The organism is Kitasatospora sp. NPDC059973, assembly GCF_042737525.1.
Lineage (GTDB): Bacteria > Actinomycetota > Actinomycetes > Streptomycetales > Streptomycetaceae > Kitasatospora.
Map to the genome: position 1 here is coordinate 26,810 of NZ_JBHWUI010000012.1, position 25,178 is coordinate 51,987.

The following is a 25,178-nucleotide window of genomic DNA, read 5'->3' on the forward strand; positions in this document are numbered from 1 at the left end:
GCCTACCGGGGTGCGGTGTGGTCCAGGCGGTCGAGGGCCCGGCGGATCACGGGCTGCCGCCGGTACGGGGCCAGCCGTTCGCGGTACCGCCCGGCGATGCCGGGGGCGAGGGCCCCGGTGAGGTCGACGGCGTGGTGGGTCGTGGCCGCGGCGAGGTCGAGCTCGCCGAGCGCGGCCATCGCCGCCCTGAGCCGGCTGAGGGGGTGCGCCATGGGGATCGACCTCGGAGATCGGGGCTGCCCAGGGCGACCGGTTGGCCCCGGACGGTGAAGGCTCGTTCCCAGCGTACGCACACCGCCGGCGCACCCGTCGTCGGGTGATTGATCGACGGTAGGGCTCGATGCGCGGCGGTGGACGGATGGCGCGTCGGGAGGTGCCGTCGCGGCGCAGGGGTGCCGGGCCCCGTTGGGCGGGGCCCGGCGTCGGGGGGCGCGGCTCAGGCGGTCGTGCCCGGGGCGGGGCGTTCCTTCTGGGCGTCGACGACGGCCCGCTCCAGGACGGCGGTGCGCTCGGTGACCGTGCCGGGCTTGATGTCGTTGACCTGCTTGACCTGGATGCCGCGGCTGCCCAGGTAGGTGAAGGTCGTACGGTCGAAGACGAGCTCGGTCCGTTCGCCGTTCTGCTCGTCCAGGCGGGCCAGGGCGAGGCCGGTGCGGCCGACGGCGTCCTGGGAGTTCTGGACGACGACCACGCCGGGGATCTTCGCGGCGGCCCGGTAGAGCGCGGCGGCGCTCTGGGCGGGCACGAGCTGCTCGTTGACGATCGCCCTGATCGTCTCGAACGCCTGCTGGTCCCGGTCCCGCGGACCGGTGACGGTCGTGTAGATCACCTTCAGCAGCGCGTCCGGGTCGGTCGGCTGGGCCTTGAGCCAGTCGTACGAGTGGCGGAGCGGCTCGCCGGGGATGTCCTGGCCGTTCACGGGCTTGGAGTGGGGGCCGTCGCTGTCCAGGGTGATGCCGCCCTCGGCCTGGTAGCCGGGCTCGTCGAGCCAGCCCTTGAGCGCGTCGGGGGTCCGCCAGACCTCGCGCTGGTGCAGCGGCTGCACCCAGGTCCTGGACTCGTCGGTGTCGCCGTTGTGCGAGGAGGACAGGAAGGAGACCTTGCTCTTGACGTAGATGTACTGGCCGGGCTTCGGCTCCGGGGTCGGCTGCGTGCTCACGGCGGCGGCGATCTGCTGGACGGTCGAGACGAGTTGGAGGGCGCTGCCCTCCTCGACCGGCACGACGGGCGCCTCGACGGAGGCCGCTCCCGTACGCGGTCCGCCGACGCCGTTGGTCAGCGCGCCGACGGCGAGGACGGCGGTGAGCGCGGCGGCGGTGACGGGGAGGGCGATCAGCAGGGCGCGCCGGACCGGCCGCTTCGTGGCCGTGGGGGCGGGTGTGGGGGCTGGGGTGCGGATCTCGTTCAACAGGTGCTCCTCGAACAGCAGCTGACGGTCGAGCGACATCGGAGGGGCCGACGGGGGCGGGAGTAGCCTGGCGAGCTCCGCGTGGTCCGACTCCCCGTGGTCCGGCTCCGTGCGGGTCAGGGGCTCGGACCGCTTCCAGAACTTGCGGGTCATCCGTACGTCTCCTCGTGCGACTCGTGCGACTCGTACGACCGGGCCGCGTGAGTGCGGCCGCCCTGTACTTGTCCGGGGCGCGGAAGCGGTTCCCGGTTCTTCGTCAGTTCCTGTCCGGCGAGTTTGCGCAGCCGCGTGCGGGCGCGTGAGAGGCGCGAACGCACGGTGCCGATCGGGACCCCGAGGGCGGCGGCGGCCTCGGCGTACCCCAGCCCGGACCAGACGCACAGGGTGAACACCTCGCGCTCCGCGCGGCGCAGCTTGCCCAGCGCCCGCTGGGCGGCGGCGAGTTGGTCGGCGTCGGCCAGGCGTCCGACGAGTTCGTCGGCGAAGTCCGGGACGGTGTCGCGGGCGGGCAGACGCCCGAGGGCCGCCTGGTGGCGGCGTGCGGCACGACGGGTGTTGCGCAGCACGTTGACGGCGATGCCCATGAGCCACGGACGCGGGCCGGCCTCGTGGTCGAGCAGCCGGTCCCGCAGCCGCCAGGCCTCCAGGAAGGTCAGCGAGACGACGTCCTCGGCGAGGTCCCGGTCACCGCTCACGCGGACGGCGTGCCGATGGACCAGCGGGGCATGGTCACGGAAGAGTTCCCTGAACGCTTCGGGGTCCCCCGCGCGTATCCGGGCGTGCGATGAGTAGTCCACACCGTGCCTTGTCCGCCGCGGGCGCCCGGTTCCGGTGACCTGCCTCACACGGGGCGATGCTCTGAGGGATGTCGGGCGGTGACGGTTCTCCTCCGGGCTCGCGCACCGCACCCGAAGTCAGGGCGAGGCCCTGACCCGGAACTGTACCGGCCGGTCCCGCCGCCCTGACCGCGCCCCGGGCTCCCTGACCAGGGCGGAGCGGGTGTCGGGGCCGGACGTGCGGTACGGGACCGGCGGCGTCCGACTCCGAGGGGTCCGGCCGGCTTCGGCGGCCCGGTCGTCACCGCGGCGGCCGTCGCCCGACCCGCCGACGGCCGGTCCGGCCGAACTCGACCCGGATGGGGGTGCGTGACATTGCTCCGGCGGGGCAGACGGCAGACCCGCCGTGACGAAACTGGGGAGACCAGAGGGATGGATGTGTTCCCGACCCGCACCACGATGTGCCTGCAGACCGACCCGGACACGCTCGTGTCGGTAGCCGTGGAGCTGTCCTACAGCAGCGACGACCCGTACGCCGTCCACTGCTTCTTCCCCGATGAACCGGTACCCGTGTCCTGGACCTTCGGCCGTGACCTGCTGGCCGCCGGGCTGGAGCGCGTCTGCGGCGAGGGCGACGTCCGGATCGAACCGGCCGACCGGCAGCACACCTGGATCGCCATCTCCGACGGGGACAGCCGTGGCGTGGCCCTGCTGCTCGCCCGCACCCGCGACCTGGCCGATTTCCTGGCCCGTACCTACCAGGCCGTACCCGTGGGCACCGAGGGCCGGCACATCGACTGGGACGCCTGCATCGGCCACCTCCTCAACCGGGAGAGCGGCCAGGACTCGCGCACGGCGTAGCGGGCCGGACGCCGGCGGGGTCGAACCCGGCGGCGGGCGCTGCACGAGGTGTCGCGGGAGCGGTGCACCAACCCCGACGGGCGGCGTGCATGTCCGCCGGCCGGGTAGACGCGCAGTGGCAGCCGGCCGTCGGGTCGGAGCCATTCATCCGCCAGGGGCCGGAGTCGTCGTCCGGCCCCTGACCGCGCCCGCAGGCGGCTGACCGCGCCCGCAGGCGGCCCTGGGGTCAGGACAGGCAGGCGGCGGAGATGATGCGCAGCCCTCGCGCGCTCCGCAGGATGCGGTGCTCGCCGGTGCAGGCGATCTCCACCTGGAGGGCGCCGTCGCTGTCGGCGAAGACGCGGTGCCCGGCCGGACCGGTGCGGGTGCTCGCCGTCACGACGGCGGGGCGGACCGTGCCGACCGCGTCGCGCAGGCGCAGGGCGTAGGCGCTGCCGGGGGAGATGGTCATCGGGGTCACCCCGTGAGCGGGCGGAAGCCGAGGAGCCAGCCCAGCGTGTGGGCCGCGCCGCGGGCCCGGGCGCGGTCGGGTTCGGGGAGCGCGGGGTCGCGCGCGGCGTCGATGGCGGCGCGCTCCTCCGCGGCGAGGTCGAGTTCGGCGAGCGGCAGGGCGACGGCCCGGCCGGTGACCGGCGCGGGCCGGTGGGGATCCAGGGCCCGGCGGTAGGCGCGCAGCGCTCCCCGGGCGGCGGCGTCGGCGTGCTGGGCCGGCCGGTCCGCGGTGGCCTGGACGACGTGGCGGGGCCGGACGGCGATGAACGCCTCGCTGCCGTCCTCGGACATGCGAATCAGCTCGCGGACTCGGCGGACTGTGCGCTCTGCACGCGCACGCGACCCACCTTGCCGCGCCGGACGGGGTGCGGCGCGGCAGCGGGACCGATCGTTCGCCCAGCCGGGGGACGGCCCGTACCGGGGCCGTGCCCGCGCGGTCGGCCGCGTCTCAGCGACCGCCGCGGCCTGCCGGCCGGTCGGCGTCGTCCTCCTCGTCCTCGTCCTCCTCGTCCTCCTCGTCCTCGCCGTACTCCTCGTCCTCGTCGTCGTACCCCTCGTCCTCCTCCGCTTCTTCCTCTTCCCCTTCGTCCTCGTCCTCGGCGTAGTCGTCGTCCGCGTCCTCGTCCTCCGGTTCCTCGTCCTCGTCGTCGTACCCCTCGTCGTCCTCGGCGTCCTGGCCGGTCGCCTCGTCAACCTCGCCGTCCTCGGTCTCCTCGCCGTCCTCGGTGTCCTCGCCGTCCTCGGTGTCCTCGGTGTCCTGGTCGGCCGCCTCCTCGTCCTCCATGGCCTCCTCATGGGTGCGGACGACCTCGCCGTCGCGGATCTCCCCGCGCCAGCCGTCGACCTCGTCGTCACCGAAAGTGACGTAACGCTGGAAGTTCTTGAAGTCCAGGCGCAACCGGCGGCCCTGGGCGCGCCACAGGTTGCCGGTCTTCTCGAAGAGCCCCGAGGGGAAGTACTCGACGACCAGGACGATCCTGGTCAGGGTCGGGGTCAGCTCGTGGAAGCTGACGGCGCCGTGCGTCGTGCCCTTGGCGCCCTCCGAACTCCAGACGATCCGCTCGTCCGGCACCTGCTCCTGGACCGTCGCCTTCCAGCTGCGGGTGGAGGGGCCCACCTTGACCTTCCAGTCGCTGCTGACGTCATCGCCCTTGTTGACGCTGCGCACGCCCTTGGTGAACCCGCTGAACTGCTCGTACTGGGTCCACCGGTCGTACGCGAGGCGCAGCGGGACACCGACGTCGAGCACCTCGACGATGTTCATCACCTTGGTGCTGCCGGCCTTCTTGCCGCCCTTCCCGCCCTTGCCGAAGGCCTCCTTGAACTTGCCGACGACGTTGTCCTTGAGGCTCTTGGCCTTCTCCCCGACGAAGGCCTTCACCGGGGAGTCGCCCTGGAGGACGCGGGCGCCGACCGCGGGGAGGGTCCCGCCGTTCGCCGCGACGTCGCTGAGCTGGTCGGTCACCTCGGTGAGCTTGCCCCCGGCCTTCTCGGCAAGGTGTTCGGCCTGCGCGCCGAGGTAGTGGACGACCTCTTCGCGAAGCCTGTCCAGGCCCGAGACGTCGTCCGTGTCGGGGGCGCCGCGCTGCGTGGTGGTCATGATGCCCTCCCGCGCCCGGACCGGGCCGCCGGCTTCGTCCCGGCGGTCTTCTTGGCGGTGGCCTTCTTGGCCGGGGCCTTCTTCGCGGGAGCCCGTTTCGCGGTCGTGGCCGCCTTGCCGGCGGGCTTCGCCCGGGCCGCGGTCGTCGTCTTCTTGGCGGGCGCCGTCTTCTTCGCCGCGGCCTTCCGGGCCGGTGCCGTCTTCCGGGCGGGCGCCGTCTTCTCGGCGGTCGTCTTCCCGGCGGGCGTGCTCCTCTTGGCCGCGGGGCGGCTCTCGCGCGCTGTGGCCGAAGCCGGCTTCTTCCGGGCGGGCTTCTCGGCGGCGGGTTCGGCGGAGTCCGTCTCCTTCGGCGGCCGCCTCCGGGAGCGGGGTGCGGCGCTCGCGCTCGGGCGACGGCGCCGGGGCCGCTCGGGCTCGGGCTCCTCCTCCGCGTCCGCCTTGCGGGCGCTGCGTCGGCGCTTCTGGGGCTCCGGCGGCTCCTCGTCCTCGCCCTGTTCGTCCTCCGGCTCCCGGTCCTCGTCCTCGTCCCGGTCGTCACCGGCCTCGTCGTCCTCGTCGTCCTCCGTGTCCTCGTCGTCCTCCGTGTCCTCCGTGTCTTCCGTGTCCTCCGTCTCGTCCTCCTCGGCGTCCTCCTCCTCGTAGTCGGCCGGCTCGTCCTCGTCCTCCTCCGGCCCGTACTCCTCCTCGTCCTCGTCCGGCGGTTCCTCCTGCTTCTTCGCGCCGATGTTCCTGGTCCGGTCGCGCAGGGTGTCGGCGAGGTTGGTCAGCTGGCGGTCGGCAGCGGCGGCGACCGCCTTGCGTCCGGCCGAGAGCAGCTCGCCGCGGACCTGTTCGTTGAGTTCCGCCATCTGGGGGGTGTCGGCGAGCTTGCGCAACCCTTCGGTCGCCAGCTGACGCGGGTCCAGGCCGAAGCGGCGGCCGGCCAGGTAGGTGGCCGCGGCGAACGCCATCCTGCCCTTCTTCACCCGACCGAGGACGTACCCGCCGGCGACCGCGGCGGCGAGGGCGATCTTGGTGGTGTCGTTCATGAGGTCTTCCCTTCAGGCGGCATGGCCAGAGGGCCGAGGAGCATCGCGCGGAGGGCAGCATTTCGTGCACATGTCGCGGTCCGGGTCGCCGCACCCCGCCCCAACCGACGCGTGTTCCCAGCTGGGATGTTCCTATTCGGCGCGCGCGCGTTTGCCTGATCCCGGCCCGGGGCAGGCGTGCGGCCGGGACAACAGCCCGGAGATGGTCATGGCCGCAGATCCCGAGAGGCCCGCGCGCAGGACGCGGCGTCCTTCCGACGAGGACAGCCCACCGGCCCGTACTCCTACGGCCCGGCGGGCCGCGGCGGCCCCACGGCGGCGGCCGCGCAAGGTGTCCGCTCCGCAGGCCATCCGGTGTGCGGCCCGGCAGCTCGAAGAACTGCTGGGCCGGGCCCCGGAGTCGGTCTCCGCGGTGAAGCCCGCCGAGGACGGCTGGCAGGCGGACGTCGAAGTGCTGGAGCTGGAGCGGATTCCTCCCACCACCAGTGTGATGGCCACCTACCGGGTCACCCTGGACGCAGAGGGTGAACTGGTCGCCTACGAGCGCACGCGACGGTACAGCCGGGGCCAGATCGACCGGCTCTGACTCGGCGTCGCCCGAAGACCGCGCGGTCGTCCGAAAGACGCGTCGTCGTCCGAAGACTCGCCGGCGCCCGAAACGCCGTCCCGGCCGGTCCGCCGTACCGCGGCCGCCGGAACGCCCGACCGACACGAGAGGAACGGCCACCCGCACATCGCTGCGAGCGACCGGGAACGGAGCCCAGCGTGACAGTCGTACCGCAGTCAGCAGGCGGGGGCGTGGCCTCCCGCGGTGCGGGGCCCGGCGGCGCCGGGTCCGGCAACCTGTACGACATCCTCGAACTCATCCTGGACCGTGGCCTGGTCATCGACGTCTTCGTCCGGGTCTCCCTGGTCGGGATCGAGATACTCAAGATCGACGCCCGCATCGTGGTCGCCAGCGTGGACACCTATCTCCGGTTCGCGGAGGCCTGCAACCGTCTGGACCTGGAGTCCGGGCGCAAGGCGCCCGCCCAACTGACCGACATCGTCGGTGAGGTCACCGAAGGCGGGGCCAAGGGCAAGAGCAAGGGTGCGCTGACCGGCGCCGTCGAGGCCGTCACCGACGCCGTGCGCGGCGGCCGCGACGAGGAGAAGGAGCCCGCCGAGAAGCGCGAGCGCCCGGCCCGCCGACCGGCCCGGCACCGCGAGGAGTGAACCATGGCCGTCTACGTCTACTCCATCGTCGCCGGCACGCATCCGCTCGACCTGAGCGGCCTCGCGGGAGTCGGAGCGGACCCCGCCGCCCTGCGGACCGTCGACAGCGGACGGCTGACCGCGGTCGTCAGCGACGCGCCGCCCGGCCTGCGCGCCAAGCGCCGCGACCTCGCCGCCCACCAGGCGGTGCAGGAGCGCCTCATGGCCGGCGGCACGGTTCTCCCGCTGCGCTTCGGCCTGACCGCCCCCGACGACGACGCCGTCCGCGCGGCCCTCACCGAAAACGCCGAGCAGTACGCGGCCCGGCTGAGCGAACTCGACGGGTGCGCCGAGTTCCACCTCAAGGCCACCGAGGACGAGGAGAGCCTGTTGCGCCGGATCCTGGCGGAGTCGCCGGAGGCCCGGCGCCTCAACGACGAGATCCGCGGCGGGCGCGCCGCCCCCGACGCGCCGGTGGTGCTCGGCGAGCTCGTCTCCCAGGAGGTGCGCGCCCGCCAGGAGGCCCTCGCCGCCGGCATCACCCAGGCGCTGCGGCCCCACGCCCGCGACGAGCGATCCTCCCCGGCGTCCGGCGACGTCTTCCTGAGCATCTCCTTCCTCGTCGCCCGGGACGCCGAGGACGCCTTCCTGACGGCCGAGAAGGGCCTCGCCGCCGAACTCGGTGACAGCGTGGACCTGCGCCTGCACGGTCCGTTGCCCGCGTACAGCTTCGTCTGAGTCCGAGGACGCGGAGAAGACGACGCGGAGAAGATGATGCGGAGGAAGCGAGGAAGCCATGGGTCTGATCACGCAGATCCTCACCCTGCCGCTGGCACCCGTCCGCGGCGCCGTGTGGGTGGCCGAACGCATCCAGGAAGCAGCCGAGCAGCAGTACTACGATCCCGCGCCCGTCGAACGCGAACTGGCCGAACTGGAGCAGGCCCTGCTCGCCGGCGACATCGACGAGGAGACCTTCGACCGGCGGGAGGACGAACTCCTCGACCGGCTGGACGAGATCAGGGCATGGCAGCGCGGGGAGCCGTGACCCGCCCGGGCCCGGCCAGGGGCCCGAACCAGGAGAGGAAGGCCGAACGGTCGTGACACAACCCATCGCCGACAGGTTCGGCTCCACCTCCTCCCGAGCCGCACCGCCTTACGCCCAGGGCTCCTCCGCCAACCTCGCCGACATCCTCGAACGCGTCCTCGACAAGGGCATCGTCATCGCCGGCGACATCCAGATCAACCTGCTCGACATCGAACTGCTCACCATCAAACTGCGCCTGCTGGTCGCCTCGGTGGACAAGGCCAAGGAGATGGGCATCGACTGGTGGGAGCACGATCCCTCGCTCTCCTCGCGCGCCCGGGGCGACCGCCTGCCGGCCGCCGACCGGGAGCCGGCACGGGAGCTGGAGGCCGAGAACGAGCGCCTGCGCGGCGAACTCGCCCGGCTGCGGGCGGAGCCGGGCCTGCCACCGGCCGCCGAGGAGCCCCCCGTCCGCCGCCCCGCACGCGCGAAGCGCGCCGCCCCGGCGCCCCGCACGCGACGCACCCGGGAGGAGTGATGGCCGGCACCGTCGTCTACGCCTACGCCATCGCCCGGAGCACCGAAGCCCTCGGGCCCGCCGCCGCCGGCGCGCACGGGATCGCCGGCGCCCCGGTGCTGCTCCTGCACGCCGACGACCCCGGGCTCGCGGCGGCCGTCAGCCGCGTCCCCGCCGAGGACTTCCGCCAGGACGCCCTCGCCGAGCACCTGGAGGACCTCCAGTGGCTCGAAACCGCGGCCCGGGCCCACCACGCCGTGGTCGCCGCGCTCGCCGCGGTCACCACCGTCCTCCCGCTGCGCCTCGCGACGGTGTACTTCGACGACGACGGCGTGCGCAGCGCCCTCGACGCCCGGCAGGACGAGTTCACGGCGGCGCTCGACCGGCTCGCGGCGCAGGTCGAATGGGGCGTGAAGATCTATGTCGAGGCTCCGGCACCGGAGCCGGTGCCCGAGGGTCCGCCGCCCGCGGACGTCGGGCCGGGCCGGGCGTACCTACACGCCCGGAGGGCCGTGCGCGACCGGCACGCGGAGCGCTACCGCGCCGCGGAACAGGTGGCGGCCCGGGTCGAGGCCGCCGCGGCCCGACTGGCGGTGGCCCGGGCGCACCACCGCGTCCACAGCGGGGAGCCGGTGGGGGAGCAGGGCGAGAACGTGCTCAACGACGCCTACCTGGTGCCCGTGGAGCGGGCCGGGGTGTTCCGCGAGGACGTCCTGCGGGCGGGGCAGGGGCTGAACGGGGTCCGCGTCGAGGTCACCGGCCCGTGGGCGCCCTACTCCTTCGCCGTCCTGCCCCAGGACGAGCCGACGGGTGGTGAACGGCCGGTATGAACGGTCAGCAGCCCGGGCCGGGCGACCGGTACGGCGGGCAGGAGCCGCTGCCGGACCGCCGGATCGCCCTCGTCGACCTCCTGGACCGGCTGCTGGGCGGGGGTGTCGTCCTCACCGGCGACATCGTGCTGTCCGTCGCCGACGTCGACCTCGTGCGCATCTCGCTGCGGGCCCTGATCGTCTCGATCAGCGGCCCGGAGCTCTCTCCGTGGCAGGACGGCAGGCGGCTCGGCGGTGATGCGCCGTGAGCCCCTCGGACGCCGGTCGGACCGGCGGTACCGGCCGCGCCGACCGCGATGGCCGGGACCGTCGCTATGCGGAGGTCGCCGCGGCCGCCGATCGCGCGTTCCGCCTGCTGCCCGCGTCCCCCGAGGACGGCCGCCGGGTGCGGGACCGGCAGCCCCACCCGGCCCGCAGGATCAACACCGACGGCACCGACCCCGAGAACGTCGAACGGGACCTGGTCCAGCTCGTGCTCACCCTGGTCGAACTCCTGCGGCAGCTCATGGAGCGCCAGGCGCTGCGCCGGGTCGACGCCGGGGACCTCAGCGAGGAGCAGGAGGAGCGACTCGGTGCGACCCTGATGGCGCTTCACGACAGGATGGACGACCTCTGCGCCCGCTACGGGCTGAACCGCGCCGACCTGAACCTCGACCTCGGCCCGCTGGGAAGCCTCCTACCGCCCCCGTAGCCGGCCCCCGGCATCACCGGCCGTCCCGCCGTCCGCGGCCGTCCCGCTGTCACCGGCCGTCCCGCCATCGGTGGCCCCCCGCCATCGGCGGCCCCCCGCCGTCGGCGGCCCTCCCGCTATCGGCGGTCGCCCCAGACCGAGGCGGCGATGCCGACCCGGTTCCGCACGCCGAGCTTGCGCTGGATGTTCGCCAGGTGGTTCTTGACCGTGCCGGCCGAGATGAACAACTGCTCGGCGATCTCCGCGTTGGTCGCCCCGCCCGAGACCAGCCCGGCGATCTCGGTCTCCCGCGGGGTCAGCGGCTCGGCGGGCTCCGCCTGCGGCGACGCCGGGGCGGGGGCGGCCAGTTGACGCAGCAGCCGGACGGTGACCTGCGGGCTGATCAGGGTGTCACCGGCCACCGCCGCCCGGACCGCCTCGACCAGCAGGGCGGGGCTGGACCTCTTGAGCAGGAAGCCGGCCGCGCCGTGCCGGAGCGCGGCGTGCACGTACTCGTCCAGGTCGAAGGTGGTCACCACGACCACCCGCAGCGGGTCGGCCACCTCGGGCCCGGCCAGCCGCCGGGTCAGTTCCAGGCCGTCCAGCTTCGGCATCCGGATGTCCGCCAGCACCACGTCGGGGCGGAGCAGGCGGGCCTGTTCGAACGCGGCGAGGCCGTCGGCGGCCTCCGCCACCACGGTGAGGTCGGGTTGGGCGTCCAGGATCATCCGGTAGGCCGCGCGGATGTCGTCGTGGTCGTCGGCCAGGAGGACGCGGATGCTCATGAGGCCCCTTCGGCCGGCAGCGGAAACGTGGCGGTGACCAGCCAGCCCTGCCCGGCGCGCCCGGCGTCGAGCGTACCGCCGAGCGCCTCGACCCGGGCGGCCAGGGCGCTCAGCCCGTGCCCGCCCCGGTGCCGGGGCGGGCTCTCCACCGCTCCGCCGTCGTCGGCGACGGTCAACTCCAGCCGCTGCCCGTCGAGTCGGCGGACGGACACGGTGACCGACCGGGCGGCGGGGGCGTGCCGCCGGACATTGGTCAGCGCCTCGGCCACGATCCGGTGGACGGTGGCCCCGGCCTCCCGGCCGACCGGCCGCTCCGGCAGGTCGAGCCGGACCTCGGCGGCCCCGGAGGCGGTGAACCGTTCGGCCAGCGCGGGGAGTTCGGCCAGACCGGGCTGCGGGGCCCGGCGGCCGGCGGCGTCCTCCTCCGGGGTGCGCAGCAGGGCGACCGTCCGGTCCAGCGAGGAGAGCGCCTGCTGGCCGGACTGCTCGATCCGCCGGAACACCTCGGCCAGTTCGGGGTGCGGCTCCGCCAGGAAGCCGCCGGCCTGGGCCAGCGCGACCATCCCGCTGACGTCGTGCGCCACGAAGTCGTGCAGGTCGTGGGCGAGTTCCAGCTGTTCGGCCCGGCGCGCGGCCGCCACCTCGCGGCGCCGGAGGCCGTCCAGCGACCAGAGGTAGAAGCCGACCAGCGCCGCCCCCAGGGCCCCGACCGCGCCGAAGCCGAGCAGTCCGACCTGCTGCCAGCCCTCGACCGGCGCGGCATAGCGCAGCGGCCAGCAGAGCAGCGCCGCCGCCAGGACCCCGACGGCCACCCGGCCCCGGCCGGTGCGCACCGTCATCGTCACCAGGACCAGCAGCCCGATCAGTTCGGCCACCCCGACCGTCCCCGCCGGGCCGTCCTCGCCGAAGCCGCCCAGCGCCGCCCCGACGGCGGTCAGCGCGAGCGAGACCACCCCCGCCGCCGCCGTCGGCCGTGGCCGCCTGATCCGCAGTGCGGCCGCCACCGCGAGCACCGGCACGATGCTCCCCCATTCCCCGATCATGCGCCCAGCCTATGCACCGGGCGGCGCCGCCACCCGTGCCGAACGGCACAGGCCGGGGCGGCGGGGCGCCCGCGGACCTCCCGATCGGCATCTGCCGCCGGTACCGGCCCCGCCGCCAGGCTGGAGGCACACCGAACGACGAGAGGAACTCCGATGCTGGACACCGCGGTCGCCCCCACCACCAGTGCCGTCGCCACCCCGCTCCCGTACCGGCCCGCCGCACCGTGGGCGGTCCGGGTGGCCAAGGTCGCGGCGCTGACCGCCGTCCCGTCCGGGCTCTGGCGGGTCGCCCTGGGCGTCGGCGTCCCGGTCGGATTCTCCGGGGCGATGGAACGGCAGATGACGGCTCACATGCCGGGCTGGGCCACCTTCTACGTGCTCGCCCTGAGCGCGCTCGCCGAGACGCTGGCCTTCCTCACCCTGGGCCTGGTCCGCCCCTGGGGCCGGGTCACCCCCCGCTGGCTGCCGCTGATCGGCGGCCGCCGGGTGCGTCCGTGGGCCGCCGTGGTCCCCGCCGGACTGGGGGCGGCGGCGGTCACCGCGCTCACCTTCGCCGCCGCCTTCGGCGGGTGGTATGGCCCGAACGCCATGGGCAACCCGGAGGCCCCGCACGGCCTGGCCGGTCTGGCCATGACCCTCTGCTACGCCCCGCTGCTGCTCTGGGGCCCGTTGCTCGCGATCGTCACCGTGGACTACCACCGCCGTTCCGGGGCCGGCGCGCGCTGATCCGTCGCCGCGGGGCCGGCCCGGCGCCGCCGGGCGGGCGCCGGATGGGTGCCGCTGGGTGGCATGCGAACGATGCCTCGTCGAGGCTGGGCGGGAGTCCCGCGGCGGAGAGGTGCGGTGTCGATGTTCGATACGAGCTTTGCGTTCCCGCGTTCCCTCCTGCACCCGGTGTCCGGAGCGCGGGGCCGGGTCGCCGTCGTCGGGGCGGGCGTGGCCGGGCTGGTGTGCGCGTACGAGCTGCAGCGGCGGGGACTCGACGTCGTGGTGTACGTGTCCGCCCGGCTCGGTGGCGACCCCGTCCGACCCCTCGCCGCCGAACTCCTCCGCCTCGCCCGGGCCGGCCTGTCCGCCCGCGTCGCCGCCGGCGTCGAGCCTCCGCACGTCCCCGCCTACCTCGACCCGCTGGACGACCTCGTCGAGACCGGCAGCACGTTCGCCGACCGGTGCCTGCGACGCTGGCACGGCGACCTCCACCGGGACCCCGCCCGCTACGTCGCCGCGTACCGCGTCTGACCCCGGACGCCGCCCGCGCTCCGACACCGACCACCGGGCCACCGTCCGCCGGGGCGTGCGGGCCCGGCTCCGCTTCCCGACGCCGGGTGCCGCCACACGGAACCACGGAGGTGTGTCGTACGTCGTAATCGGGGGTGATCGGCCGGGGGGACAGGCCGCCCGGCACGTTAGGCTGCATCTTTCGGGGAGCGGCCTGGTGCCGCCATCGGATCGTCGTCGAGACCCATCCGGACCGGGCACGGCCCGTCCCACGAACGGATCTCGTCCTGCCACGGAGGTACGGCCTTGCACATCGACGCCTGGATCGAGAGCGTCCCGCCGGGTGCGGTGTACGCCCTGGTCGCGCTGATCATCGGGCTGGAGTCCCTGGGCATCCCGCTGCCCGGCGAGATCGCCCTGGTGTCGGCGGCGCTGCTGTCCGCCCGCGGTGTGGTCAGCCCGGTCTGGGTCGCGGTCTGCGCGATCCTCGGAGCGATCATCGGCGACTCGATCGGCTACTCGATCGGGCGCAAGGGCGGCAAGCCGCTGTTCGAGAAGCTCGGACGGAAGTTCCCCAAGCACTTCGGGCCGGACCACCTGGCCAGTGCCGAGCGCTCGTTCCAGAAGTGGGGCATGTGGGCGGTCTTCTTCGGCCGCTTCATCGCGCTGCTGCGGATCTTCGCCGGCCCGCTCGCGGGCGCGCTGAAGATGCCGTACTGGAAGTTCCTGATCGCCAACGTGCTGGGCGGCGTGGTCTGGGCCGGCGGCACCACCCTGCTGGTGTACCAGGTCGGCAAGGTCGCCGAGCAATGGCTGTCGCGCTTCTCCTGGGTGGGTCTGCTGCTGGCCGCGGCCGGCGGCGCCCTCTCGGCCTGGCTGATGAAGCGCCGGGCCGGCAAGGCCGCCCGGGCCCGCGAGGCCGAGGAGGCGGCGGCGGCCGCCGCCGAGCCCGCGGTGGGCGCTCCCGCGGTGGACTGATCGGCACCGGAGCGTTCCAGCAGAGCTGTCTTCCCGCCGGGGTAGCATCGGGCTACCCCGGCGGTGGCATGTAAAGCAGCAGGTGGAGGGCGTTGTGGCAGAGCAGACGTGGGACGCGGTGGATGCCTACTTCTCCGAGCGGCTGGTCGGGCACGACCCGGTGCTGGAGGCCGCGACGGCCGCCGCCGAAGCCGCGGGGCTGCCGCCCATCGCGGTGGCGCCCAACCAGGGCAAGCTGCTGCACCTGCTGGCCCTCACCCAGGGCGCGCGGCGCATCCTGGAGGTCGGCACGCTCGGCGGCTACAGCGCGATCTGGCTGGCCCGGGCACTGCCCGCCGACGGCACCCTGATCACCCTGGAGATCGACCCGGCGCACGCCGGGGTCGCCCGGGCGAACCTCGCGCGGGCGGGCCTGGAGAAGGTCGCCGAGGTCCGGCTCGGCCGCGCCGCCGACTCGCTGGCCGCGCTGGTGGCGGACGGCGCCGAGCCGTTCGACCTGGTCTTCATCGACGCGGACAAGCAGAGCAACCCCGAGTACTTCGCCCGGGCGCTGGAGCTCACCGCCCCGGGCTCGCTGATCGTGGTCGACAACGTGGTGCGCCGCGGCGCCGTCGCCGACCCGGAGAGCGACGACCCGGCGGTGGTCGCGATCCGCCGGCTGCACGACCTGATCGCCGCCGAGCCGCGGGTGTCCGCGACCTCCGTACAGACGGTCGGCAGCAAGGGCTACGACGGTTTCACCCTGGCCCGCGTCCAGCGCTGAGCAGTGCGCGACGGCGCCGGGCAGGGACGAGCGAGGGAGAAGAGAGAGCATGCGGATCGGACTGCTGGGCACCGGCCCCTGGGCGGAGCGGGTGCACGCGCCCGTACTGGCGGAGCACCCCGACTTCGAGCTCGCGGGCGTCTGGGGCCGCCGGCCCGAGGCGGCCGCCGCGCTCGGCGAGGCGCACGGCGTGCCCGGCCACCAGGACCTCGACCGGCTGCTCGCCGAGGTGGACGCCGTCTCCATCGCGCTGCCGCCGACCGTCCAGGCGGACCTCGCGGTGCGCGCCGCCGAGGCCGGCTGCCACCTGCTGCTGGACAAGCCGGTCGCGCTGACCGTCCCGGACGCCCGGCGGGTCGTCGAGGCCACCGAGGCGCACGGCCTCGCCACGGTGGTCTTCTTCACCGTCCGCTTCGGCGGCGAGCAGCTGCCGTGGATCGAGAAGCAGGCCGCCACCGGCGGCTGGTTCACCGGCCGCTCCGACTGGCTCGGCTCGGTCTTCGCCCCCGACAGCACCAGCCCGTACGCGGCCTCGCCCTGGCGGCAGGAGAAGGGCGCGCTCTGGGACGTCGGCCCCCACGCGCTCTCGGTGCTGCTCCCGGTGCTGGGCGACGCGGTCCGGGTGACCGCGGTCGCCGGCCCCCGGGACACCGTCCACCTCGTGCTGCTGCACGCCGGCGGCGCGTCCAGCACCCTCGCGCTCAGCCTGACCGCCCCGCTCGCGGCCGGCGGCACGGGCATGGAGCTGCGCGGCGAGTCGGGCGTCGTCCACCTCCCCGAGCGCGGCGAGGGCCCGCTGGCCGCGCTCCACCGCGCCCTGGACGCCCTGCGCGACTCCGCCCGCACCGGCGAGCCCCACCCCTGCGGCGCGGCCTTCGGCCTGCGGGTGGTCGAGATCCTCTCCGCCGCCGAGCGCTCGCTGGCCACCGCCGCCCCGGTCGACGTCTGACGCGCCGCGCCCGTGCGGCGGCCGTCCGACGTCGACCGCCGCCCCACGGCCGGGGCCGCGCTACCCGGTCCCGGAGCGCGGCCGACGTGCTCGGCCGGTTCGGCGGCGTGCCGAACCCCCCTCTGGCGGCGGGCGGTGTTCGTGCGGAACCGTGGGAGCAGGACGTTCGCGAGCCGGAGAGGGCTGCCCCATGACGGAGACGGTGCTGCGCCACCACCGGGAACTGACGGCGGCCCTGCGCCGGGCGCTGGTCGCGCTGTACTCGGAGGTGCGGGCGCCGTTGCTGCACCTGCCGAACTACGCCGTCGCGGCCTTCGTCGAGCGCCTGGAGCTGCACGGCGGGCAGCCGGGGTTCGAGGCCGTCCTCGGGTACGACGGCACCGAGCCGGTCGGGTACGCGTACGGCAACACCGTGGAGTCCGGCGACCGCTGGTGGGCCCGGCTGGCCAGGGCGACACCTCCGGAGCTGACGGCCGCGCCGACCTTCGCGCTCAGGGAGCTGGGGGTGCGCGCACGCTGGCGCGGCACCGGTGCTGCGCGCCGGATCCACGAGGGGCTCGCGGGCGGCCGTGGCGAGGGGCGCGTCATGCTGATGGTCAACCCGGCGGCCGGCGGCGGCAAGGTGCTCGCCCTGTACGAGGCGTGGGGCTACCAGGTCGTCAACGAGGTACCGCCCACCGCCGAGGCGCCGCCGTTGGTGGCGATGGCCCGGGCCTGCCGACTGCCCGACGGCGGCGCAGCCGGGAACTGACGCCCGGCCGGGTGGCCGCCGGCCTACCGGCCCTGGGGCGGTGCCTCCGGTCGGCGGTCGGCGGGGCGGGCCGGGGGGATGGGCGGGGCGGTGAAGTCGCGCGGGCCGGTCCACAGGGCGGGCACGGCGTCGCTGCGGCGGGCCAGTTCGTAGGCCAGGGCCTCGTAGTTGACGCGCCAGCCGTGGAAGTGCGGCCAGGCGTCGGCGGCGGAGCGTTCGCGGGGGAACCCGGCGGCGGTGATCATCGCCACCGCCGCGTCGAACTCGGTGAAGCTGAGGCGGATCGGGCTGTCCGGCGCCGGGTCCGGGTCGAAGGCGACGCGCAGCGAGCTGCCGACGTCGCGCAGCGCGGTGAAGCCGGCCCGCAGGACGAGGCGGGCCTCGGGCGGCGCCGAGCGCGGGTTGATCGCCAGGTGGATCGCGGCGGCGTCCATGACGGCGATCAGGCCCACCACCCAGCTGCGGTTCGGCTGCGGGGAGCGGAACGACAGCAGTACGGGGTAGTTGGAGTGGCTCTCGCCGATGTCGGCGGCGAGCCGCTCCCAGTCGCGGTAGAGCTGGGGGAGCGCGGTCTCGGTGTCCACGAGGGACTGCCGGGCCAGCAGCTCCGGGCCCCAGGCGGGTTCGCCGGCCCGGGACTTGAGGAGCGTCACCTCCACCTCGCGGCGGTTGTAGGCGCCGTACAGGGTCGGCAGGTAGGCGATCTGCAGGGCGATCACCAGCGGGCCGCTGGCGGCGGCCATGAAGTCGATGACCGAGAGGTGGAGCCGGTCCCCGCTGGCGAAGCCGAGGGTGAAGAGGCTGGAGCCGGCCTCCCGGAAGGAGACCGCCCAGTCCAGCCGCGAGGTGCCGTGCAGCAGCAGGGTGTACGCGAGCAGCATGCTGCCGAGCCACACCCCGAGCATGCCCAGCAGGACCAGCGGCGCCAGCCAGGTCTGCGCCCGGTCCTGGGCGCGGTAGCCGCCGAAGGGCGTGGCGGACAGCCGCAGCAGCGCCCGCAGGCCCCGCCAGAGCCGGTGCACCAGGGAGGAGTACAGGCCGCGCGGCACGACCAGGGTGCGCAGGATGCTCGCGACGGTGAGCACCAGGATCAGCGCGCCGGCCAGGGTGTGGATCAACCTCATGGCGACATTGTGGCGGTACGGCGGCATTGACAGCGCACAGCCCTCCGCTGAATGCTAAGCAAGCGCTTAGTCAGAAACGCTGACCAGGAGAGTGAGCCCATGCCCGACACCCCCGCCGACCCGCCCGGCCTGGACCTCGACCGGCTCCGCGGCCATCTGGACCGCGAACTGCCCGGCACCGTCCGGGGCGCGCTGCGGGCCGAGCTGATCGAGGGCGGCCGCTCCAACCTCACCTACCTGCTGACCGACGGCACCTCCCGCTGGGTGCTGCGCCGCCCGCCGCTCGGGCACGTGCTGGCCACCGCCCACGACATGGGCCGCGAGCACCGGGTGATGACCGCCCTGCGCGGCACCGGCGTCCCCGTCCCCGCCACCCTGCTGCTGGACACCGGCGCGGACGTCCTCGGCGCGCCCTGGTACCTGATGGAGTACGTCCCCGGCACCGCGCACCGCGACGCCGGCCCGCTCGCCGCCCTCGGCGAGAAGCGCGTCCACGCCCTCGGCGAGCAGTTGGTCGACACCCTCGCCGCCCTGCACCGGATCGACCCGGCCGCCGTCGGCCTCGCCGACTTCGGCCGCCCCGAGGGCTTCCTGGAGCGCCAGCTGCGCCGCTGGTCCACCCAGCTCGCCGCCTCCCGCAGCCGCGACCTGCCCGGCGTCGACCGGCTGCACGAGCTGCTCGCCGCCCGGCTGCCCGACTCCCCGGCGCCCGCGCTCGTCCACGGCGACTACCGGCTGGACAACGTGCTCGTCGACGGGCACGACGCCATCACCGCCGTCCTGGACTGGGAGATGTCCACCCTCGGTGACCCGCTCACCGACGTCGGCCTGCTGGTGATGTACACCGAACTCGCCGGTGTCGGCGGCGGCATCATCCCCTCCGCCGCCACCGCCCCCGGCTTCCCCGCCGCCGCCGAACTCGTCGCCCGGTACGCCGAACTCACCGGACGCGCCGCCGCCGACCTCGACTGGTACGTGGCCTTCGCCTCCTTCAAGCTCGCCGTCGTCGCCGAGGGCATCCACTTCCGCTTCCGGCAGGGCCGCACCCTCGGCGCCGGCTTCGAGCGGGCCGCCGAGATCGCACCCGTCCTCGCCGAACACGGCCTGACCACCCTCACCGCCCGGTAGGAGCACCGACCGATGGATTTCGCCTACGACGCCCGGACCGAAGAGCTGCGCGAGCGCCTGCTGGCCTTCATGGACCGGCACGTGTACCCGGCCGAAGCCGTCCTGGAGGCCCAGCTGGCCGACCCCGGCCGGCCCGCCTGGGACGTGCCGCCGATCGTCGCCGAGCTGCAGGCCGAGGCCCGCGAGCAGGGCCTGTGGAACCTCTTCCTGCCGGACCATCCGGACCACCCGGACCACGCGGACCACGCGGACCGGCCGGGGCAGGGCGGCGCCGGCCTGACCAACCTCCAGTACGCGCCGCTCGCCGAGATCACCGGGCGCAGCCCGCAGCTCGCGCCGCCCGCCCTCAACTGCGCCGCCCCGGACACCGGCAACATGGAGCTGCTCGCCCAGTTCGGCTCCGCCGAGCAGCGCGAGCGGTGGCTGCGGCCCCTGCTGGACGCCGAGATCCGCTCCGCCTTCGCGATGACCGAGCCCGACGTCGCCTCCTCGGACGCCACCAACATCGCCACCCGGATCGAGCGCGACGGCGACGAGTACGTCGTGACCGGCCGCAAGTGGTACATCACCGGCGCGATGAACCCGCGTTGCCGGATCTTCATCGTGATGGGCAAGACCGACCCCGGCGCCGAGCCGCACCGTCAGCAGAGCATGATCCTCGTCCCGCGCGACACCCCCGGGGTCACCGTCCGGCGGGGCATGAAGGTGTTCGGCTACGACGACGCCGACCACGGCGGCCACGCCGAGGTCCACTTCGACGGCGTCCGGGTCCCGGCCGGCCACCTGATCGGCGCCGAGGGCTCCGGCTTCGCGATCGCCCAGGCCAGGCTCGGGCCCGGCCGGATCCACCACTGCATGCGGGCGATCGGCATCGCCGAACGCGCCGTCGAGCTGATGTGCCGCCGGACGCTGGACCGGGTGGCCTTCGGGCGCCCGCTCGCGGAGCAGGGCGTGGTGCAGGACTGGATCGCCGAATCCCGGGTCCGTATCGAGCAGTTGAGGCTGCTGGTGCTGAAGACCGCCTGGCTGATGGACACCGTCGGCAACCGCGGCGCGCACGCCGAGATCCAGGCCATCAAGATCGCCACCCCGCGCACCGTCGAATGGATCCTCGACAAGGCCGTCCAGGCCCACGGCGCGGCCGGCGTCAGCCAGGACACCCCGCTCGCCCAGCTCTGGGCCGGCAACCGCACACTGCGCCTGGCCGACGGACCGGACGAGGTGCACAAGCGCTCGCTGGCCCGGCGCGAGCTCAAGCGCCACCGGGCGGGCGACCGCTAGGCGCGGGCCCCTGGGCGCGGGCCGCCGGGCGGGTGACCGCCGGGCACCGCGCCCGGCGTGTCATACCGCGGTAGCACGGCGGCAATTGGCTCCGCGGTATGACGTTCGTGCACCACCCCGGCCCGTACGGTCACGGTACGGGCCGGGCCGGTGGGCGGCGGCCGTCGACGGTGAGGAGCTGGGGGAGCCATGCGGGGAGTGACGCGGGACGTCGTGCGGGGTGCAACGCGCAGGCGGGGGTCGGGGCAGGGCGTGCGGACCGGGATCGCGGCGCTGCTGGCGGCCACGGCGGTGCTGGGCACGGCGGTCGCGCCGGCGGCGGCGCTGGACGCGCCGGCCGTGGCGGAGCGCCGGGCCCGCGCCTGGCTGCCGCAGCCCACCGGGCCGTACCCGGTCGGCACCACCTCGCTGCACCTCACCGACGCCGGGCGGGCGGACCCGTGGCAGCCCGGGCGGGCCCGGGAACTGATGATCAGCCTCTGGTACCCGACCGCGCGCCCCGCGGTCGGCGACGAACGGGCCCGCTCCATGGAGCCGGGCGCCGCCGAGCACTTCGGCGGCGACGGCGGCGCCGCCGTCTTCAACTACCGCGCGGCGAGCGGGCGGACGGACTGGTCGGCGATCCGCACGCACGCCCGCCAGGACGCGCCCGCCCTGCCCGGCGGCGGCCGCCCGCGCCCGGTGGTGCTCTACTCGGCCGGGCTCGGCGACCCCCGCACCTGGGGCACCGGCCTGGTCGAGGACCTCGCCTCGCGCGGCTACGTGGTGGTCACCGTCGACCACACCTACGACGCCTCCGAGGTGGCCTTCCCGGACGGCGGCCTGGCCGCGTCCGTCTTCCCCGGCATGCTCGGCACGCCCGACCTCGACATCGGCGCCCTGCTGCGCAAGGCGATGCGGGCCCGGGTCGACGACACCCGCTTCGTCCTGGACGAACTGGCCGCGCTGCGCACCGACCGGCGGCTCCCGGCCGGCCTCGGGAGCTCGCTGGACCTGACCCGGATCGGCATGGTGGGCCACTCGGCCGGCGGCTTCACCGCCGTCCAGACCATGCACGACGACCCGCGCGTCACCGCCGGCGTCAACATGGACGGCCAGCTGCACTTCCCCGGGCCGACCGGCGAGGGCGTCTTCCTGAGCAGCGTCGCCGAGGACGGTCTGGACCGCCCGTTCCTGCTGATGGGCACCCACAGCGCGGACTCCGGCGACTACCACCACCAGCCCGGCTGGGACGCCCTCTGGCAGCACAGCCGGGGCTGGCGCGCCGACGTCACACTGGCCGGTTCGCAGCACGGCTCGTACACCGACGCGCAGTCGCTGCTGCCCCAACTCGCCCGGCAGGGCGCGGTGGACGGCGAGGCGCTGCGGGCCGACGTCGGTGACGTCCGCCCGGAGCGGGCCGTGCTCGCCACCCGGGCGTACGTGGCCTCGTTCTTCGACCGGTGGCTGCGCGGGCACGACGACCACCTGCTGGACGGGCCCTCGCCGCGCTTCCCGGAGATGGAGTTCGCCCGCTGACACGGGCCCGGGGCGGCCCGGGGGCGGGCCGGGGGCGGCACCGGCCCGGGCGCGGTCAGCGGATCTCGGAGTCCGGGTTGGCGGCGTCCCAGTCGCGCCGGGAGTCGAGGATCGCGTCGTGGTGGTCGTAGGACCAGTCCACCATGGCCCGGATCAGATGGGTCAGGCTGTGGCCGACCGCGGTCAGCTCGTAGTCCACCTGCGGCGGGACGGTCGGGTGGACGGTCCGCGACACCAGCCCGTCCCGCTCCAGCCGGCGTACCGTCAGGGTCAGCATCCGCTGCGAGATGCCCGGCACGGCGCGCTGGAGTTCGCGGAACCGCCGGACGCCCTGGGCGAGTTCGACCACCACGAGGACGGACCACTTGTCGCCGAGCCGGTCCAGCAGCCCGCGGATCCCGCAGTCCACGCCGTCCTCGCACCAGACCACCGGCCGGGGGGTGGTTACCGCGGTGTGCCCCACTGACATCGAAGTGCCTCCTTACGCCGAACGGTCAGGGTACCGAGGATGGTCACCGGGCGGCGCGGAGAGCCGCGGGCCCGGAACCGATCTTGGAGGTCGTGGTGCTTCTCGTCACCGGTGTCAACGGAGGACTCGGCGCTCTGGTGCTGGAGCGGCTGGCCGCGCTGCCGGGCGGGCTCGACGGGGTGCTGGCCGGCAGCCGCACCCCGGAGCGGACCCCGGCGGCCGGCGTACCCGTCCGAACGGTGGACTTCGACCGGCCGCGAACCCTGGCGGCCGCCTTCGCCGGGGTGCGGACGCTGCTGCTGATCTCGGCCGGCTACGGCGAGGACGACGTGGTGATCGCCCGTCACCGGGCCGCGATCGAGGCCGCCGAGCGGGCCGGCGTCGAGCACGTGGTCTACACCAGCCTCTCCGGCGACGGCGACCACCTGGCCTACGCGCTGGCGCACCGCTGGACCGAGCGGCGGCTGCGCGAGTCCGCCTCGCTGCGCTGGACGATCCTGCGCAACGGGCTCTACGCCGAACTGCTGGGCTCGCTGGCCACGCCGGACCGGGACGGTGTGATCACCGCGCCGCTCGGCGACGGCGGGCTGGCGGCGGTCGCCCGCGCGGATCTGGCCGAGGTCGCGGCCACCGTGGCGCTGGCCCCGGCCGGGCACGCCGGGCGGGTCTACGAGCTGGTCGGCGAGGAGGCGGTGGGCGGCGCGGACGTCGCGGCGGCGCTGTCCCGGGCCGGCGCACGGACGGTCGAGTACCGGCCCGGCACGCTGGCCGGGGCGCGGGCGGCCGTGGCGGCCTCGGGCGCCGCGGACTTCCAGGTGCCGATGGTGGCCGGGACGTACTCGGCGATCGCCCACGGCTTCCTGGCCGGGCCGGGCAAGCCGGGGGACCTCGCCGCCCTGCTCGGCCGCCCGCCGCGCCCGGCCCTGGAGGTGATCGCGCAGGGCGCGGGAGCGGCCGCGGACTCGGCCGGGTGACCGGGGCGCGGCCCCGCCGGTGCTACTCCCCGAGCACCACCAGCCGGCCGGTGCTGCGGCCGTCGGCGACCCGCTGGACGGCCTCGGCCGCCCCGGTGAGCGGGAGGCGACCGCTCACCAGCGGTCGCACCACACCGGCCCGGGCCAGCCGGGTCAGCTCCTCGTGGGCGGCCAGCACGGCCTGCGGGTCACGGGTGTTGTAGAGGCCCCAGTGCAGCCCGAGGATGCTGTAGTTCTTCACCAGCGCGTGGTTCAGCGCGGGCGTCGGGATCTCGCCGGCGGCGAAGCCGACCACCACGATCCGGCCCTCGAAGGCGACGCACCGGGTGGAGCCGGTGTAGGCCGCGCCGCCGACCGGGTCGAAGACCACGTCCGCGCCGTGTCCGCCGGTGGCCTCCTTGACCGCCGCGGTGAAGTCCTCGGCGGTCCGGTCCACCACCAGGTCGGCGCCGAGCTCGCGGGCGACGGCCGCCTTCGCGGGGCCGCCGACCACGGCGATCACCCGCGCGCCGGCCGCCCGGCCGAGCTGGACGGCGGCGCTGCCGACCCCGCCCGCCGCCGCGTGCACCAGCAGCGTCTCGCCGGCCCGTAGGGCGGCCCGCCGGTGCAGCGCGAACCAGGCGGTCTGGTAGCCGATGTGCAGGGCGGCGGCCTCCGCGTCGTCCAGCGCCGCCGGGGCCGGGAAGGCCGCCGCGGCGTCCAGCAGGGCGTACTCGGCGAAGGCGCCGGCGGGCAGCAGCGGGGTGCCGATCAGCCGCTCCCCGGCGCGCTCGCCCGCGACCACCTCGCCGCAGAGCTCGACACCCGGGGTGAACGGCAGCGGCGGGCGGACCTGGTACTGGCCGCGCACCATCAGCGCGTCCGGGAAGTTGACCGCGGCGGCCTTCACCCGGACCAGCAGCTGCCCGGGCCCGGGAGCCGGGCGCGGTACGTCCTCGGCCAGCCGCAGCACCTCGCGCGGCTCGCCCAGCTCGGTGACCTGCCAGGCCCTCACAGCGCCTCGTTCCTTTCGAGCTCCCGCTGGAGCCGGTTCATGCCGCCGAGCCAGCGGTCCGGCTCGGTGGCGCGGGCGGCGTAGTACTCGGCGACCTCGGGATGCGGCAGGACGAGGAAGCGGTCCTCGCGCAGCGCGGTCAGCAGGGCCCCGGCGACGTCCTCCGGGTCCAGCGCGGTCGGTGCCAGCAGGGCCTCGCCGACCGCGCCGGTCGAGGCCAGCATGTCGGTGCGCACCCCCTGCGGGCAGAGGGCGTGCACCCGCACGCCCCGGTGGCGGTAGGTGGCGGCGAGCCACTCGGCGAACGCGAGCGCGCCGTGCTTGGTGACGGCGTACGGGGCCGAGCCGAGCATGGTGAGCAGCCCGGCGGCCGAGACGGTGGCGACGAACCGTCCGCTGCCGCGCTCCAGCCAGCGGGGGAGCAGCAGGTCGGCGGCGCGCACGTGGGCGAGCACGTTGACCTCCCAGGCGCTCGCCCAGGCGGCGGCCGGCGCGCCGGCCCCGCCGACCGGGGCGACGCCGGCGTTGGCGCACCAGACGTCGATGTCGCCGAGCGCCGCCCGGGCCGCGTCGACCAGCGCGGCGACGCCCTCGGCGGAGGCCGCGTCGCCGGGCACCGCGGCGGCGCCGCAGTCCGCGGCCACCTTCCGGGCGGCCGCGGCGTCGAGGTCGTTGACGACCACCCGGGCACCGGCCGCGGCGAAGGCGCGGGCCAGCGCGGCCCCGATCCCCCGCCCGGCGCCGGTGACCACCACGCCCTGGCCCGCGTACTCGGCGGCCGGGCTCCCGTGTTCGTCCGTCAC

The 25,178-nt window shown here is 75.1% G+C and carries 32 protein-coding genes; 19 read left to right on the forward strand and 13 right to left on the reverse strand.

Annotation, left to right across the window (positions count from 1 at the left end; translation table 11 throughout):
* Positions 1–2: 2 nt before the first annotated feature.
* The 3 genes from ACFWA9_RS05595 to ACFWA9_RS05605 all read right to left on the reverse strand — a co-directional run bounded on the left by ACFWA9_RS05595 (position 3) and on the right by ACFWA9_RS05605 (position 2,205).
* Positions 3–212, reverse strand: a complete 210-nt coding sequence (locus ACFWA9_RS05595) for a hypothetical protein (RefSeq protein WP_380383364.1) — start codon at positions 210–212, stop codon at positions 3–5.
* 224 nt (positions 213–436) lie between these two features.
* Positions 437–1,561: a CU044_5270 family protein gene (locus tag ACFWA9_RS05600; RefSeq protein WP_380383367.1), complete on the reverse strand. Its 1,125-nt coding sequence runs from the start codon at positions 1,559–1,561 to the stop codon at positions 437–439.
* Positions 1,558–2,205, reverse strand: a complete 648-nt coding sequence (locus ACFWA9_RS05605) for an RNA polymerase sigma factor (protein WP_380383370.1) — start codon at positions 2,203–2,205, stop codon at positions 1,558–1,560. The genes ACFWA9_RS05600 and ACFWA9_RS05605 overlap by 4 nt, the downstream gene beginning before the upstream one ends.
* A 411-nt stretch (positions 2,206–2,616) precedes the next feature.
* Here ACFWA9_RS05605 and ACFWA9_RS05610 point away from each other — a divergent pair, with 411 nt between their 5' ends.
* Positions 2,617–3,045, forward strand: a complete 429-nt coding sequence (locus ACFWA9_RS05610; RefSeq protein ID WP_380383373.1) for an SsgA family sporulation/cell division regulator — start codon at positions 2,617–2,619, stop codon at positions 3,043–3,045.
* Positions 3,046–3,271: 226 nt separating this feature from the next.
* On the opposite strand, the gene ACFWA9_RS05615 is transcribed toward ACFWA9_RS05610, so the two are convergent.
* The 4 genes from ACFWA9_RS05615 to ACFWA9_RS05630 form a co-directional block, all read right to left on the reverse strand.
* The gene (locus tag ACFWA9_RS05615) at positions 3,272–3,496 is read right to left on the reverse strand and encodes a DUF6296 family protein (RefSeq protein ID WP_329486077.1); all 225 of its coding nucleotides are present in this window, start codon (positions 3,494–3,496) and stop codon (positions 3,272–3,274) included.
* A 5-nt stretch (positions 3,497–3,501) separates the two neighbouring features.
* A complete protein-coding gene (locus ACFWA9_RS05620) occupies positions 3,502–3,828 on the reverse strand; it encodes a hypothetical protein (protein ID WP_380383376.1) in 327 nt (108 codons plus the stop codon).
* Positions 3,829–3,985: 157 nt separating this feature from the next.
* Positions 3,986–5,137, reverse strand: coding sequence for an SRPBCC family protein (locus ACFWA9_RS05625; RefSeq protein ID WP_380383378.1), 1,152 nt, complete (start codon positions 5,135–5,137; stop codon positions 3,986–3,988).
* Entirely contained in the window at positions 5,134–6,165 is a 1,032-nt protein-coding gene (locus ACFWA9_RS05630) for a histone protein (RefSeq protein WP_380383381.1), read from the reverse strand. The genes ACFWA9_RS05625 and ACFWA9_RS05630 overlap by 4 nt, the downstream gene beginning before the upstream one ends.
* 208 nt (positions 6,166–6,373) lie before the next feature.
* On the opposite strand from ACFWA9_RS05630, the gene ACFWA9_RS05635 reads away from it, so the two are divergent.
* From ACFWA9_RS05635 to ACFWA9_RS05670, 8 genes are all read left to right on the forward strand, one after another.
* The gene (locus ACFWA9_RS05635; protein WP_380383384.1) at positions 6,374–6,751 is read left to right on the forward strand and encodes a gas vesicle protein; all 378 of its coding nucleotides are present in this window, start codon (positions 6,374–6,376) and stop codon (positions 6,749–6,751) included.
* 179 nt (positions 6,752–6,930) lie between these two features.
* Complete coding sequence (locus ACFWA9_RS05640; RefSeq protein WP_329486070.1) at positions 6,931–7,380, forward strand: gas vesicle structural protein GvpA; 450 nt, start codon at positions 6,931–6,933, stop codon at positions 7,378–7,380.
* A gap of 3 nt (positions 7,381–7,383) precedes the next feature.
* On the forward strand, positions 7,384–8,097 hold the full coding sequence (locus ACFWA9_RS05645; RefSeq protein ID WP_380383387.1) for a GvpL/GvpF family gas vesicle protein: 714 nt from the start codon (positions 7,384–7,386) through the stop codon (positions 8,095–8,097).
* Positions 8,098–8,155: 58 nt separating this feature from the next.
* Complete coding sequence (locus ACFWA9_RS05650) at positions 8,156–8,404, forward strand: gas vesicle protein GvpG (RefSeq protein ID WP_329486068.1); 249 nt, start codon at positions 8,156–8,158, stop codon at positions 8,402–8,404.
* Between the two features lie 52 nt (positions 8,405–8,456).
* Positions 8,457–8,921, forward strand: a complete 465-nt coding sequence (locus ACFWA9_RS05655; protein WP_329486067.1) for a gas vesicle protein — start codon at positions 8,457–8,459, stop codon at positions 8,919–8,921.
* Positions 8,921–9,730, forward strand: a complete 810-nt coding sequence (locus tag ACFWA9_RS05660) for a GvpL/GvpF family gas vesicle protein (RefSeq protein WP_380383391.1) — start codon at positions 8,921–8,923, stop codon at positions 9,728–9,730. Before ACFWA9_RS05655 ends, ACFWA9_RS05660 begins: the two co-directional genes overlap by 1 nt.
* Positions 9,727–9,978 carry a gas vesicle protein gene (locus tag ACFWA9_RS05665; protein ID WP_352292977.1) on the forward strand — a complete coding sequence of 84 codons (252 nt, stop codon included), beginning with the start codon at positions 9,727–9,729 and terminating at the stop codon, positions 9,976–9,978. The genes ACFWA9_RS05660 and ACFWA9_RS05665 overlap by 4 nt, the downstream gene beginning before the upstream one ends.
* Positions 9,975–10,421 (forward strand): gas vesicle protein K, encoded by a 447-nt coding sequence (locus ACFWA9_RS05670; protein ID WP_380383394.1) that lies wholly within the window; start codon positions 9,975–9,977, stop codon positions 10,419–10,421. The genes ACFWA9_RS05665 and ACFWA9_RS05670 overlap by 4 nt, the downstream gene beginning before the upstream one ends.
* Positions 10,422–10,537: 116 nt before the next feature.
* Here the strand turns inward: ACFWA9_RS05670 and ACFWA9_RS05675 are convergent, their stop codons facing one another.
* Positions 10,538–11,185 carry a response regulator transcription factor gene (locus tag ACFWA9_RS05675; RefSeq protein ID WP_352292981.1) on the reverse strand — a complete coding sequence of 216 codons (648 nt, stop codon included), beginning with the start codon at positions 11,183–11,185 and terminating at the stop codon, positions 10,538–10,540.
* On the reverse strand, positions 11,182–12,228 hold the full coding sequence (locus tag ACFWA9_RS05680; RefSeq protein ID WP_380383397.1) for a sensor histidine kinase: 1,047 nt from the start codon (positions 12,226–12,228) through the stop codon (positions 11,182–11,184). The genes ACFWA9_RS05675 and ACFWA9_RS05680 overlap by 4 nt, the downstream gene beginning before the upstream one ends.
* A 153-nt stretch (positions 12,229–12,381) precedes the next feature.
* Between ACFWA9_RS05680 and ACFWA9_RS05685 the strand changes: the two genes are divergently transcribed.
* From ACFWA9_RS05685 to ACFWA9_RS05710, 6 genes are all read left to right on the forward strand, one after another.
* Positions 12,382–12,954 (forward strand): hypothetical protein, encoded by a 573-nt coding sequence (locus ACFWA9_RS05685; RefSeq protein ID WP_380383400.1) that lies wholly within the window; start codon positions 12,382–12,384, stop codon positions 12,952–12,954.
* 123 nt (positions 12,955–13,077) lie between these two features.
* Entirely contained in the window at positions 13,078–13,467 is a 390-nt protein-coding gene (locus ACFWA9_RS05690; RefSeq protein ID WP_380383403.1) for an FAD-dependent oxidoreductase, read from the forward strand.
* A gap of 285 nt (positions 13,468–13,752) precedes the next feature.
* Positions 13,753–14,424, forward strand: coding sequence for a DedA family protein (locus ACFWA9_RS05695; protein WP_329486058.1), 672 nt, complete (start codon positions 13,753–13,755; stop codon positions 14,422–14,424).
* A 94-nt stretch (positions 14,425–14,518) separates the two neighbouring features.
* On the forward strand, positions 14,519–15,187 hold the full coding sequence (locus ACFWA9_RS05700) for an O-methyltransferase (protein WP_380383406.1): 669 nt from the start codon (positions 14,519–14,521) through the stop codon (positions 15,185–15,187).
* 49 nt (positions 15,188–15,236) lie between these two features.
* Entirely contained in the window at positions 15,237–16,136 is a 900-nt protein-coding gene (locus ACFWA9_RS05705; RefSeq protein ID WP_380383409.1) for a Gfo/Idh/MocA family protein, read from the forward strand.
* A gap of 190 nt (positions 16,137–16,326) precedes the next feature.
* Positions 16,327–16,887, forward strand: a complete 561-nt coding sequence (locus ACFWA9_RS05710) for a GNAT family N-acetyltransferase (protein WP_380383412.1) — start codon at positions 16,327–16,329, stop codon at positions 16,885–16,887.
* A 23-nt stretch (positions 16,888–16,910) separates the two neighbouring features.
* On the opposite strand, the gene ACFWA9_RS05715 is transcribed toward ACFWA9_RS05710, so the two are convergent.
* Positions 16,911–18,011: a hypothetical protein gene (locus tag ACFWA9_RS05715; RefSeq protein WP_352292993.1), complete on the reverse strand. Its 1,101-nt coding sequence runs from the start codon at positions 18,009–18,011 to the stop codon at positions 16,911–16,913.
* Positions 18,012–18,110: 99 nt separating this feature from the next.
* Between ACFWA9_RS05715 and ACFWA9_RS05720 the strand changes: the two genes are divergently transcribed.
* The 3 genes from ACFWA9_RS05720 (at position 18,111) to ACFWA9_RS05730 (ending at position 21,938) form a co-directional block, all read left to right on the forward strand.
* The gene (locus tag ACFWA9_RS05720) at positions 18,111–19,139 is read left to right on the forward strand and encodes a phosphotransferase family protein (protein WP_352292995.1); all 1,029 of its coding nucleotides are present in this window, start codon (positions 18,111–18,113) and stop codon (positions 19,137–19,139) included.
* 12 nt (positions 19,140–19,151) lie between these two features.
* Positions 19,152–20,420: an acyl-CoA dehydrogenase family protein gene (locus ACFWA9_RS05725; RefSeq protein WP_380383414.1), complete on the forward strand. Its 1,269-nt coding sequence runs from the start codon at positions 19,152–19,154 to the stop codon at positions 20,418–20,420.
* Between the two features lie 252 nt (positions 20,421–20,672).
* A complete protein-coding gene (locus ACFWA9_RS05730) occupies positions 20,673–21,938 on the forward strand; it encodes an alpha/beta hydrolase family protein (protein ID WP_380383417.1) in 1,266 nt (421 codons plus the stop codon).
* A gap of 55 nt (positions 21,939–21,993) precedes the next feature.
* Here the strand turns inward: ACFWA9_RS05730 and ACFWA9_RS05735 are convergent, their stop codons facing one another.
* The gene (locus ACFWA9_RS05735) at positions 21,994–22,407 is read right to left on the reverse strand and encodes a helix-turn-helix domain-containing protein (RefSeq protein WP_329486049.1); all 414 of its coding nucleotides are present in this window, start codon (positions 22,405–22,407) and stop codon (positions 21,994–21,996) included.
* Between the two features lie 95 nt (positions 22,408–22,502).
* Here ACFWA9_RS05735 and ACFWA9_RS05740 point away from each other — a divergent pair, with 95 nt between their 5' ends.
* The gene (locus ACFWA9_RS05740; protein ID WP_380383497.1) at positions 22,503–23,381 is read left to right on the forward strand and encodes an NAD(P)H-binding protein; all 879 of its coding nucleotides are present in this window, start codon (positions 22,503–22,505) and stop codon (positions 23,379–23,381) included.
* Positions 23,382–23,403: 22 nt separating this feature from the next.
* On the opposite strand, the gene ACFWA9_RS05745 is transcribed toward ACFWA9_RS05740, so the two are convergent.
* Both ACFWA9_RS05745 and ACFWA9_RS05750 read right to left on the reverse strand, forming a co-directional pair.
* The gene (locus ACFWA9_RS05745) at positions 23,404–24,375 is read right to left on the reverse strand and encodes an NADPH:quinone oxidoreductase family protein (protein WP_380383419.1); all 972 of its coding nucleotides are present in this window, start codon (positions 24,373–24,375) and stop codon (positions 23,404–23,406) included.
* A complete protein-coding gene (locus tag ACFWA9_RS05750; RefSeq protein ID WP_352293003.1) occupies positions 24,372–25,178 on the reverse strand; it encodes an SDR family oxidoreductase in 807 nt (268 codons plus the stop codon). The genes ACFWA9_RS05745 and ACFWA9_RS05750 overlap by 4 nt, the downstream gene beginning before the upstream one ends.